This is a genomic window from Myceligenerans cantabricum (genome assembly GCF_054777735.1).
Window position 1 is genome coordinate 491591 of the sequence record NZ_BAAHAJ010000009.1, and the last position, 11882, is coordinate 503472.

Annotated in this window: 11 protein-coding genes; 7 read left to right on the forward strand and 4 right to left on the reverse strand. The window is 75.0% G+C overall.

What is annotated here, in order from left to right; genetic code table 11:
- Positions 1-84: 84 nt before the first annotated feature.
- The gene (locus tag ACYU96_RS11390; RefSeq protein WP_460753168.1) at positions 85-1797 is read left to right on the forward strand and encodes a RyR domain-containing protein; all 1713 of its coding nucleotides are present in this window, start codon (positions 85-87) and stop codon (positions 1795-1797) included.
- A 45-nt stretch (positions 1798-1842) separates the two neighbouring features.
- Here the strand turns inward: ACYU96_RS11390 and ACYU96_RS11395 are convergent, their stop codons facing one another.
- Positions 1843-2514 (reverse strand): response regulator, encoded by a 672-nt coding sequence (locus ACYU96_RS11395; protein WP_460754583.1) that lies wholly within the window; start codon positions 2512-2514, stop codon positions 1843-1845.
- 56 nt (positions 2515-2570) lie between these two features.
- Positions 2571-3944: a sensor histidine kinase gene (locus ACYU96_RS11400; RefSeq protein WP_460753171.1), complete on the reverse strand. Its 1374-nt coding sequence runs from the start codon at positions 3942-3944 to the stop codon at positions 2571-2573.
- A gap of 267 nt (positions 3945-4211) precedes the next feature.
- Here ACYU96_RS11400 and ACYU96_RS11405 point away from each other — a divergent pair, with 267 nt between their 5' ends.
- From ACYU96_RS11405 to ACYU96_RS11420, 4 genes are all read left to right on the forward strand, one after another.
- Entirely contained in the window at positions 4212-5111 is a 900-nt protein-coding gene (locus tag ACYU96_RS11405) for an alpha/beta hydrolase family protein (RefSeq protein ID WP_460753173.1), read from the forward strand.
- 237 nt (positions 5112-5348) lie between these two features.
- Positions 5349-6848, forward strand: coding sequence for a LuxR C-terminal-related transcriptional regulator (locus tag ACYU96_RS11410; RefSeq protein WP_460753176.1), 1500 nt, complete (start codon positions 5349-5351; stop codon positions 6846-6848).
- 92 nt (positions 6849-6940) lie between these two features.
- Entirely contained in the window at positions 6941-7909 is a 969-nt protein-coding gene (locus ACYU96_RS11415) for a DUF4097 family beta strand repeat-containing protein (RefSeq protein ID WP_460753178.1), read from the forward strand.
- 78 nt (positions 7910-7987) lie between these two features.
- Positions 7988-8737: a GOLPH3/VPS74 family protein gene (locus ACYU96_RS11420; RefSeq protein WP_460753180.1), complete on the forward strand. Its 750-nt coding sequence runs from the start codon at positions 7988-7990 to the stop codon at positions 8735-8737.
- A gap of 124 nt (positions 8738-8861) precedes the next feature.
- On the opposite strand, the gene ACYU96_RS11425 is transcribed toward ACYU96_RS11420, so the two are convergent.
- Positions 8862-9482: a TetR/AcrR family transcriptional regulator gene (locus tag ACYU96_RS11425; RefSeq protein ID WP_460753183.1), complete on the reverse strand. Its 621-nt coding sequence runs from the start codon at positions 9480-9482 to the stop codon at positions 8862-8864.
- Positions 9483-9519: 37 nt separating this feature from the next.
- Here ACYU96_RS11425 and ACYU96_RS11430 point away from each other — a divergent pair, with 37 nt between their 5' ends.
- Positions 9520-10491, forward strand: a complete 972-nt coding sequence (locus tag ACYU96_RS11430; RefSeq protein WP_460753185.1) for a DMT family transporter — start codon at positions 9520-9522, stop codon at positions 10489-10491.
- 79 nt (positions 10492-10570) lie between these two features.
- On the forward strand, positions 10571-11590 hold the full coding sequence (locus tag ACYU96_RS11435) for an epimerase (RefSeq protein ID WP_460753188.1): 1020 nt from the start codon (positions 10571-10573) through the stop codon (positions 11588-11590).
- Between the two features lie 54 nt (positions 11591-11644).
- Here the strand turns inward: ACYU96_RS11435 and ACYU96_RS11440 are convergent, their stop codons facing one another.
- Entirely contained in the window at positions 11645-11851 is a 207-nt protein-coding gene (locus ACYU96_RS11440; RefSeq protein ID WP_460753191.1) for a helix-hairpin-helix domain-containing protein, read from the reverse strand.
- Between the last annotated feature and the right edge of the window lie 31 nt (positions 11852-11882).

Below are 11882 nucleotides of genomic sequence, written 5' to 3' on the forward strand. Positions count from 1 at the left end.
CCCGTCGGGGTACCTGTTCACCGCACCGTCGCGGCACCCGTCAACCGTTTCCGACATAGTGGAGTACTGGGGTAGCGTGCCCCCGTGATCCGCGCCCGCCTGCCCTGGACACGGCTCGGCTTCGTCGGCCTCGTCGCTGCCTCCCTCGCGCTCGGGGCCTGGGGCTTCGCGCTCGACACGTCCGACGTCCCCGGCCGCACCTGGTTCGACGTCGTCTACCACGACCTCCAGCTCTTCGTGCTGGGCGCCGACCCCGCGAGCGACGGCGGCGACCTGTCGTGGCAGCTCCAGCTGGCGCGCTTCGTCGCCCCGGCCGCGGCGGTCTGGGCGATCATCGAGGCCGTCCGCGCGCTGTTCGCCGAGCGGCTGCGGCGCATGCGGGACCGCCGCACGAAGGGTCACGCGATCGTCGTCGGCCACACCGACGCGGCGCACGCCGTCGCCGACGCGCTGCGGGCCGCCGGGCACACCGTCCTGCGCGCGTCCGAGGGCGAGGACCTGGACGACGCCGGGCTGCGGGGCGCGGCCGTCCTGTACGCGTGCGCGGACGAGTCGCGCAACGCGTCGGTCAACGTGCTGGCGGTGGCCCGCGTCGCCGGCACCGTGCGCGAGCGCGGCGGCCGGGGACCGGAGCGGCTGTACGCGCACGTCGGCGACCCGGACCTGGCCCTCGCGCTGCAGGCCCGCCACCTCGCGGGCGCGGAGACGGGCGTCGACTTCTTCACGCTCGACGTGCTCGCCGCCCAGAGCCTCGCCGCGCGCGAGGCGGAGGCGCTCGTCGCGGCGCAGTCGGTGGCGGTGATCGGCTCGGGCGACCTGGCCCGCGCGCTCGTCGTCGCGCTGGCTCGCGAGTGGGAGCTCGAGGCCGGCGTGCGCAGCCGCCTCACCCTCACGCTCGTGGCCGACGACGCCGCCACCGTCGCCGCAGAGCTGAACACCCGCTGGGGCGCCGTCACCGCCGCCTGCAACCTGGAAGCCGTGACCACGCTTCCCGACGCGGAGAGGTTCGACCGGATCTACGTCTGCCCCGACGACGAGGACGCGGCCCTGCGCACCGTCCTGACCGACCCGGGGCTCTGGCGCGGCGCGCCGGGTTCGCTCGTGCTGGTGCTGGACCGCCTGTCGGGCCTCGCGGGCGTGTTCGACGGCGACGGCACGCGCGTCCTGGACGACCTGGACGGGAGGCTGCGGACCGTCGTCGTGCACGACCTGCTCGCCCACACCCCGCACCCGGAGCCGCGCATCCACGAGGACGTGTACGAACGCCTCGCGCGCTCGGTGCACCACGTCTACCTGCGCAACCAGCTCGAGCGCGGCGTCGTGTGGGCGAGCGCGCCCGCGATGCAGCGCTGGGAGGACCTGACGGAGGACCTGCGCGAGTCGAACCGTGGCTGGGTAGAAGGGCTCCCGGACCGGCTCGCCCGCGTGGGCGGCACGATCGCCCCGCGCAACGGGAGCACCGGGCTGACGATCGCCGGGCCGATGCTCGACACGCTCGCCCAGGCCGAGCACAGCCTGTGGGAGTCGGTGCGCGTCGAGCTCGGCTGGCGGCACGGCCCGGTCCGGGACGACGCCCAGCGGGTGCACCCGATGATCGGGGTGTCGTGGGAGGACCTCCCGGACGCCGAGAAGGAGAAGGACCGGGACGTGATCCGCAACCTCCCGGAGATCCTCGCCGAGTTCGGCCTGGAGCTCGCGTTCTACGACGCCGCGACGGCCCAGGCCTCCCTGGACGGCTGGACGCCGCGCGACGGCGCGGGCCCCGGGCTGCGCGGAAGCCGGCCGGCGCGAACGTGAGCGGCCGCGGCGCGGCCACCGCACGAGCTGCGCCGGCGTCCCGTCTCAGGCGTCGATCCCCAGGTGCCGCAGCACCGCCAGCACCCGGCGGTGCGCCGCCGAGTCCTGCGGGAGGTCCAGCTTCGTGAAGATCGCCGCCACGTTCTTCTCCACCGCCCCGTACGACAGCACGAGCTGCTCCGCGATCGCGCCGTTCGACCGGCCCTGCGCCATCAGCGCCAGCACCTCGCGCTCGCGGGGCGTCAGCCGCTCCATCCCGGGGTCCGCACCGGCCCGCGCCGCACCGAGGAGCTGTGCCACCACCTCCGGGTCGAGCACCGTCTCCCCCGCCGCGACGCGCCGCAGCGCCGAGGTGAAGTCCCGCACGTCCGCCACCCGGTCCTTCAGCAGGTAGCCCACTCCCCGCGCGTCAGCCTCCAGCAGCCGCGACGCGTACGTCGTCTCGATCCACTGCGAGAACAGCAGCACGGGCAGCCCCGGCAGCCGCTCGCGCAGCGCGAGCACCGCGCGCAGCCCTTCGTCGGTGTGCGACGGCGGCATCCGCACGTCCGCGACCACCACGTCCGGTGGCGCCCCGGCGGCGGCGAGCTCACCCACCGCGGCGACGAGGGCGTCGCCGTCCCCCACGGCCGTGACCACCTGGTGGCCGCGGCGCTGCAGGAGCGCGGCGAGGCCGTCGCGGAGGATCGCGGAGTCCTCGGCGATGGCCACCCGCAGGCCGTCGGTGCCGGGCCTGGCACCGGGTGCCGGGCGGGGCGTCGTCGGCCCGGCCGTCACGGGCGGGTGGTGGTCGGGAGCGTCACGGTCACCACCGTAGGCCCTCCGGCAGGACTGACCAGGTCGAACGCGCCGTCCACGGCGCGCACCCGTTCGGCGAGGCCGACGAGCCCGGTCCGCTCCCCGGACTCGTCGCCCACGACGACGACGGCCCCGCCGCCGCCGTCGTCCCGCACGCGGACCCGCAGGTGGCCGTCCAGCCTGTCGACCCGCACGTCGACGCCGCTCGCGGCGGCGTGCTTGGCGGCGTTGGTGACGAGCTCGGCCACGCCGTAGTAAGCGATGGACTCGACGGCGGGCGCGAGGCGGGGCTCCTCGACGTCGGGGGCGACGTCGACCCGGACGGGCAGGGGCGCCCGGGCACCGAGCGTCCGGAGGGCGACGGCGAGCCCGCTGTCGAGGGCGGCGGGGTGGATGCCGCGGGCGATCTCCCGCAGCTCGGCGAGGGTCTCGAGCGCGGAGGCGTGCGCGGTGTCCAGGAGGCCGGAGGCGAGCCGGGTGTCGCCGCCGTCGGCCAGCTGCTCGCGGGCCTCGTCGACCTGCATGGCGACGGCGACGAGGCGGGCCTGCGTGCCGTCGTGGAGGTCGCGCTCGATGCGGCGCAGACGGGCGTCGGCGCCCTCGACGGCACCGGCACGGGAGGCGCGCAGCTCGGCGACGCGCAGCGCGCCGCGCGTCGGGCCGAGCAGGGCCTGGGCCAGGACCCGCAGCAGCGTCGTGAACAGGCGCATCGTCCAGGGCCACAGGCACAGCACCAGGACCCCGGCGGCGACGGCCAGCGCGAGGCGGGGCGGCTCGTCGACGTACCACTCGTCGGCGAACCCGGCGCCACGGTGCCAGGTGCCGTCGGCCGCCTGCTCGAGGGGGAGCCAGCGGTACCAGACCGGGTAGGTGACGGCACCGAGCCCCAGGCAGACGAAGGTGGTGCTCACGATGAACCCGGCCACCGTCACCGGGAAGGACGCCACGAGGTACAGCAGCGCGCGCCAGCCGGTGCTGTCGCCGAGCAGGGCACCGATGCCGCGCCAGAAACCGCGCCCGTGCCGGAACGGCGGCGGCTCGGCGATCCGGATGCCGAGCGACTGCCGCAGGAGACCACGGTGCAGGGCGCCCCAGCCGCGCGACCCGACGACCATCCCGCCACCCACCCACAGGCCGCCCACGGTGACGGCGAGCACGACGACCAGCACCGCCGACACGACCGCGTAGGCGAAGCCGAACGGGGCCAGGAGCAGCGCGACCCAGAGGTACCCGTACTCGCTCCAGGTCCGCAGGCGGAACGGCGCGGTGACGAGACCGGGCCGACGGGCGGGGAGCGGCGCGGGCGTGCGTGCGGGCGGTGCGCCGCCGGGCGGGGTCATGGTGTCCATGTTCCCAGCCTGCTGTCAGGGAGTGCCGCGGACCATGGTGCTCTCCGGCCGACCGGGGTGGGGTTGTCCCCCGCGAGCGGTGCGACGGGCGGCGCACGACCGGGCCGGCCGAGACGGGCCGGCGACTGCCCGGGCGGGTGAAGACCGGTGATCTTGCCGATGTGCGCCCGCCCGGTGAGGGTGAATCTGTTTCTGCGGGCCGGGGCCCGGCATCGGGCCTCGGCCGCAGCCAGGGGAAGTCAACGGGAAAGTCAAGGAGGACGAACCGTGCAGCACTCACACGCCATCACCCGGCGCCCGCACCGCATCGCCGGAACCGTCATGGCCGCGCTGGCCGCGACGGCGCTCGGGATCGCCGGGCTCACCTCGGCGGGGGCTCCCGCCGCAGCGGCGGAGAACCCGTACGAGCGGGGCCCGGACCCCACCGAGTCCAGCATCGAGGCCACGCGCGGCCACTACTCGACATCCTCGACGAACGTCTCGTCGTTCGCGCCGGGCTTCGGTGGCGGCACCATCTACTACCCGCGCACGACCACGGACGGCACGTTCGGCGCCGTCGCGATCTCGCCCGGGTACACCGGTACGGAGTCGACGATCCAGTGGCTGGGCGCCCGCCTGGCCTCGCAGGGTTTCGTGGTGATCACCATCGCCACGAACACGCTGTACGACCAGCCGGCCTCGCGCGGCCGTCAGCTGCTGGCGGCGCTGGACTACGCGGTGGACCACAACACCGTCGGTGACCGGATCGACGAGGACCGCCTCGCCGTGATGGGCCACTCGATGGGTGGCGGCGGCACGCTCGAGGCGGCCAAGGACCGCCCGTCGCTGAAGGCGATCGTGCCGATGACCCCGTGGAACCTGGACAAGACCTGGAACGACGTCGACACCCCGGCGCTGATCTTCGGCGCCGAGCGGGACAGCATCGCCTCGGTCAGCTCGCACGCCAAGCCGTTCTACAACACGCACGGCGGCGAGAAGATGTACATCGAGCTGAACAACGCGACGCACTTCGCGCCCATCAGCTCGGACGTGACGATCGCGAAGTACAGCATCTCGTGGCTGAAGCGCTTCGTGGACGACGACACCCGCTACGACCAGTTCCTCTGCCCGGTCCCGACCTCCCCGACCTACATCGAGGAGTCGGCGGGCACCTGCCCGCTGGGCTGATCCGCACGACCTCCGGAGCCGGCCGTGCCGGTCACCGGTAGCCGTGGAGACGGACCGGGCGACGGTCCGGCCGCAGTGCGGCCGCCCGTCGCCCGGTCCGTCTCGTCTCCCGTGCACCGCGGGCCCGGCGCGAGCGGTCCCCGGCACCAGCGATCCGGGGCCGGACAGGCAGTGAGCTCGCCTTTTTCACCCCCTCGCGGGGTACCAACCGACCGGACGGTATCGTATCTTCGGGAGATGGCTCGCCGGACGACGACGTCCCCTTCCGGTACGGCCGCCCTCCTGCGCGGGCGGGCCGCGCTCGGCTCCGGGCCCGTGTCCGACGCGTACGCGTCCTTCCGGCTCGCGCGGGACCTCCTGGACGACGACCCGCACCTCACCCTCGCAGCCACCCTCGGCGCGGCCGACGCCGCCTGGGCGGCCGGCGACCGCGGCGCCTGCCTCGCCGAGCTGGACTCGGCGGCGCGGTACACGGCGGCCCACGGTCCCGCGGCATCACGCCCGACGCCGGAGGCCGATCTGCTCACCGACCACCTCGCCGGCATGCGCGCCCTGCTCACCGAGCGGATGGCGGAGGCGGTCGGCCCGCTCCGGAGGGTCGTCGCACGCGGGTCGGCCGGCGACGACCCCGAGCACCTGTTCCGTGCCACGGTCGCCGCACTGCTGCTCGGCGAGGTGCGGCTCGCGGCCCGCACCGGTGCCCGGGCGCTCGCCGCGGCACGCGCCCACGAGCACGACGAGCTCGTGGCCCGGACCCTCGAACACCTCGCCTACGCCGAGATGCGCGCCGGCCACCACGCCCGTGCCCGCGCGCACGCGGACGAGGGCCTGCGCTCAGCCGTCATCACCGAGCAGCACAACACCGCCGCCCACCACCGGGCCGTCCTGGCGCTGACGGCGGCCGTCGAGGGCGACGTGGACGAGGTCGCCGCCCGGGCCACCGAGGCCCTGACGACGTCGCGCCGGCACTGCCTGGCGCAGACCCGCACCCTGGCGGAGTGGGCGCTGGCCCGCGCGGACCTCGGCGCGGGCCGGGCGGGGGACGCGGCCGGGCGGCTCGCGATGCTCGTGTCGGCGGGCCCGGGTGGCGGGCACTTCGCGATCAGGGCGCTGCTGCTGCCGAGCTTCGTGGAGGCCGCCGTGGCCGCCGGACAGGCCGACGCCGCCCGACCCGTCATGGCCGAGCTCGCCCTGTGGGCCGGGTTCGGCGCCGACTCCCTCGCACCCGCGCTGCTGGCCCGCAGCCGGGCGCTCCTGGCCGGGCACGTCGGCGACGACGGCGCGACGGAACGGCACTGGCTCCAGGCCCTGGGCCTGCACGGCGCCGACCCCGGCGACTTCGAGCAGGCCAGCACGCGGCTGCTGTACGGCAAGTGGCTGCGACGCCGCCGGCGTCCGTCCGACGCGCGGGGCCAGCTCCGTGAGGCGTTGCACGCCTTCGAGCGCAACGGCGCGAGCGCGTGGGCCGCGCAGGCCCGGGAGGAGCTGCGCGCGACGGGAGAGACCACCGGCCCGTCGTCGGCGTGGGCACGGAACGGGGCCGGTGACGGTCCGCTGGCCCGCCTCACCCCGCACCAGCAGCGGATCGCCCGCTACGTCGCCGACGGCGCCACGAACCGCGAGGTGGCGAGCAGACTGTCGGTCAGCGTCCGCACGGTGGACCACCACCTGCGCAACATCTTCGCGACCCTGGGCGTGCGCTCCCGCGTGGAGCTGGCCCGGCTCGTGGCGGGCTGAGGCGCCGGCGCGAAACAGTAGGGTCATCCCCACCACAGGTTCAGGGGCATCCCCCTGTCCGGGCGGGCGGGGCGCGACCTAGGCTCGACGTCATGACCTTCCCGGAGAGCCGACAGCCCACCCCGCCCGTCACGAGCGGGCACGCGGACCCGGTCCCTCCCGGCGGCCCGGGGCAGGTGCCCGGGGCCTACCCGCCGCCGGGGCCCGCGCCGAGCTCCGGGCGGGGCATCGCCCTGTTCGGCGGTATCGGGGCGCTGGTCCTGGCCGCGGTCGGCGGAGTGTTCCTCGTCGACTGGCGGAGCGCCACGACCACGAGCACGCTCGAGTCGTACGAGCCGGTCGGGACGGTGGAGCTCGTGGCCGACGGCGACATCTCCGTCCGCGCGGCCGACGACGACGTCGTCCAGGTCGAGGCCGTCGCACGCGGCGGCCTCTCGCACCCCGACTACACGGCCCGCGAGGAGGGCGACCAGCTCGTCGTGACGCACGAGTGCGCCTGGTTCCCGCAGTTCCCGCAGTGCCGGGGCGGTCTCGACGTGGCGCTGCCCGCCGGGACCGACGTGGTGGTGCGCTCGTCCGACGGCGAGGTCCTCGCCACCGGGCTCGCCGGGTCCCTCGAGGTGGGCACCAGCAACGGCAACGTGGGGTCCTCCGACGTCACGGGGCCGCAGCGGCTCTCGTCGAGCAACGGGGACCTCACGGTGCGGGACGCCGGGGACGACGTCACGCTGGAGACGTCGAACGGGGACGTCCTCACGGAACGGGTCGCCGGGACGGTCGGCACCTCCGCGAGCAACGGCCGGATCACGGTCGTGGACGCGGAGGACACCGTCACCGCCGAGTCCAGCAACGGCGACGTCCGGATCGAGGGCTTCGGCGGCGACGTGCTGGCCGAGACGAGCAACGGCGACGTCACCGTCGTCGGGGACGGCGAGCCCGTACGGCTCGTGATCACCACCGGAAACGGCTCCGAGACCGTCGAGGGCCCGACCGACCCCGACGCCGACCGGACCGTCGAGATCGAGACGGGCAACGGCGACAGCAGCTACCTGGCGCGATAGTGCGACGTGGCCTGGACGGGGAGCTCAGCCCTGTCACTAGTTCGCTGTTATCCCGCTTAATCGACATATGATGCGGCCATGCTGATTGCTGAAGACCTGCTGCTGCTTGCCGTCGACGACGAGACCGGCAAGACCGCCAACGTTGACAACCTGAGCGCCCGCCTCGCGGGGGCCCTGCTGGCCGACCTCGCCGACGCGAACCGGATCCTCACCCAGGGCGGGCCCGAGGCCGGCGCGTCCAAGGAGGAGCGCAAGGAGGCCGCGGACGCCAAGATCCTCATCACCAACAACGACCCCGTCGGCCACGTCGCTCTGGACGCCGCCCTCGAAGCCGCTCAGGGTGAGGAGCGCCGCGCGTCGAAGGTCGTCGAGCGCATCGCCGAGGACGCCGAGGACAACCTGCTCGCGGGCCTCGCCGAGCGTGGCATCCTGGAGAAGGAGGAGACCAAGCTCTTCCGCATGCTCCCGCAGACGCGCTGGCCCGCGGCCGACTCGAGCCACGAGGACGCCCTGCGCTCGACCCTCACGAAGGTCCTCGTCGAGGGCGCCGAGCCCGACGAGCGCACCGCGACCCTGGTCTCCCTGCTGCACGGCACGGGCCTGGTCGGCAACGTCGTGGGCAAGGAGAACCGGAAGGCCGCCGAGGAGCGCGCCGAGGAGATCGCGGGCAGCGAGTGGGGCGCCGCGAACGTCGCCGCGCAGGTCGCGATCGCCGCTTCCGCCGTCGCCGTCGTCGCCGCCGCCGGTGTCGCCGCCGCGCTCATCCTCGCCGCCACCAAGGAGGACGAGGAGTCGGCCGAGCCGGCCGAGGCCACCTCGCAGGCCTGACCCGCGCCCCCGCCGGCCCGCGGCCGGCACGGCACGACCTCCCACGATGCCGGGGTCGTGCGCTGGCGATCCCGGTGCACGGCCCCGGCATCGCGCGTCCGGCCGGAGCTCTCGGCCGGACCTGTCACCCGGACCCCTCGGCCAGCACCAGGGCGGCGAGCGCCCGCCCGTGGCGCACGGCGTCGGCCAGGCCCCCCGCGGTGCTCTGCACGATCACGCCCTCGTGCACGATCGCCAGTGCCGTCCCACGCTCCTGCGGCCGGTCCTTTCCCGCCTCGGCGACGAGCCTGACGTAGGTCTCGCGCATCATCGTCTTCTCCTGCGTGATGACGGCGAGCCCGGCGTGCCCGGTGCCCGCCAGCTCGGCGTAGGCGTTGACGAAACCGCAGCCCCGGTCGTGGTCGCGCATCCACTCCGCCAGGGCGTCCAGCGGGACGAGGACCCGGCCGGCCCCCGTGGCCGGCGACGCGTCGAGATACTCCGCGAGGTAGGCCTGCCAGGCGGCGCACCGGTTCCGCAGGTACGCGGTGGCCAGCCCCTCCTTCGAGCCGAAGCGGTCGTAGAGCGTCTTCTTGGTGACGCCCGCCTCGAGCGCGATCGCCTCCACCCCGACCGCGCCGATGCCGCGCGCGTAGAACAGGTCGCTCGCCGTGGCGAGGATGCGCCGCCCCGCCGGGGGCAGCCGGTCGATGTCGATGTCGGCGCTGCGCGCCGGACCGCCCGGGCGGTCTGTCGTCTGAGCCATACTGCAAGTATACCGACCGGTATGGTTACCTGCCGGCATGAGCACCGCACCCGCCCTGTCACGCTCCCCCGGGACCGTCGTGACCGCCCTGTCCGGCTTCGCGCTCGTCGTGCTCTGGAGCTCCGGCTTCGTCGGCGCCGAGCTCGGCCGCGTCGTCCACGCCCCCGCCCTCACGCTCCTGACCTGGCGCTACCTGATCAGCACCGCGATCCTGGTCGCCGCCTGCGCGCACCTTCGCCGGCACGTCTCGTGGCAGACCGTGCGGCGGCAGGCGCCCCTGGGCCTCCTGCTGCAGGCGGGGTACGTCGCACCGGTGTACCTCGGCGTGGCGTACGGCGTCCCGGGCGGCACGGCCTCCCTGATCACGTCGCTCCAGCCGGTCCTCGTCGCCGTCGCGGCCGCCGCCGTGCTGCACGAGCGCACGACGGCGGCGCAGCGGGCGGGCCTCGTCGTCGGCCTCCTGGGCGTCACGCTCGCCGTCGCGGGCGACCTGAACGGCGGCGGGGCGCCATGGTGGGCCTACCTCCTGCCGGCCGCGGCGACGCTGAGCCTCGGCGCCGGGACGCTGCTGGGCGGCCGGGCGCACGACGGGATCCTCGCGTCGCTCACGGTGCAGTCCGCGGCGACGGCCGTCTGCCTCCTCGTGATGAGCGCCGCCACCGGGCAGGCCGCACCGCTGCCCGACCCCGGGTTCTGGGCTGCCGTGGGCTGGACGGTCGCGCTCGCCGGGTTCGGCGGGTACGGCGCCTACCTGCTCGTGCTGCGGACCCAGGGAGCGACGGCGACCAGCGCCTGGGTCTACCTCGTCCCGGGGACGACGACGGTGTGGGCGTGGCTCATGTTCGGCACGCCGATCGGTGTCGTCGGCGTCGCCGGGCTCCTCGTCGCCACGCTCGGCGTCGGGCTCACGCTCCGCCGGCCGGGGCGGGGGGCCCGCACCCGTCCTACCGCGCCCGGAGGAACTCGTCCGCCGTCGCCACGAGGAGCGGCTTCTCCCTGGCCGCCGTGAACCCCGGCTCCACCGCCACCCGCTCCAGGAAGCCGTCCGTCAGCAGCATCTGCCGACCCCGGCGATACGATCGTGAACCATGACGGGTCGGCAGCAGGCGGTCGTGGCGGGCTGGAACGGTTTCATCGGGCAGGCTCTGGTGCGGGACCTCATCGGGCGGGGGTACGACGTCGTGCGGGTGGGTCGCAGCGGTCCCGACGTCCGGTGGGCCGACGGCGAGGCCGCGCTGGCGCGGGTGGTCGACGGCGCCGACCTGCTGGTCAATCTCGCGGGCAAGAACGTCGGCTGCCGGTACACCGAGGCGAACCGCGACGAGATCCTGCGATCCCGGATCGCCACGACGCGCGCCCTGCGCCGGGCGGTCACCGTCGCGTCGGCGCCGCCGCGGCTGTGGCTCAACGCCAGCACCGCGACCATCTACCGCTACGCGACGGACCGGCCGCAGACGGAGTCCGACGGCGAGCTCGGCACCGGGTTCTCCGTGGACGTGGCCCGCGGCTGGGAGCGCGAGCTCTTCGCGGACGACCTTCCGGGTACGCGGCGGGTCGCCCTGCGGATGGCGATCGTGCTCGGCGGACCGGCGTCGGACATGCTGGCGAGGATCGCCCGGCTCGGGGTCGGCGGGCCACAGCTCGACGGCTGGTGGTTCCAGCACCGGCGCTATCGCGGCATCGGACCCGAACCGACCGGTGGCCCGGTGCCCGTGCACCGGTCGCACGGCCGGCAGAGGTTCTCCTGGATCCACCTCGACGACGTGCTCGGCGCCGTCCGGTTCATCGACGAGACGGACTCCCTCTCCGGGCCGGTCAACCTCACGTCGCCGAACCCGAGCGACAACCGCACTCTGATGGCTGAGCTGCGCCGGGCGGTGGGGGTGCCGGTCGGCCTGCCGGCGCCACGCTGGCTGCTGGAGCCCGCCCTGTGGGCGCTGCGCAACGAGGCCGAGCTCGTGCTCAAGAGCCGGTGGGTGCTTCCCGGACGGCTCACCGCCGCCGGCTACGTGTTCCGCCGGCCGGACCTGGCACCCGCGATCGACGACGCGGTACGCCGCCGGCACAGGTCGACCGCGGCTTCCCCACCGCCGTCCGACGCGCACTGAACAGCGGCAGCCTCCTCACCCGAACCCGCAGGTGCCCTGCACCGGGGGTTCTGGTCAGCGGCCGTCCTCCCGCGCCTGCGTCAGGAGCCGGACCGCCCTGGGGCCCACGCCGTGCAGCGACAGCAGCTCGCCGAGGTCGTCCGGCAGATCCGGGAGACCCCGGTAGCCGGCGCGCAGCAGGGCACGGTTCGCGGGGCGTCCGACGCGCACACCGTCGAAGACCGGGCCGGAGTCCGGGACCTCGTCCATCAGGGTCGACATAGGCACATCCTGGCACCGGACGACGCCGGGC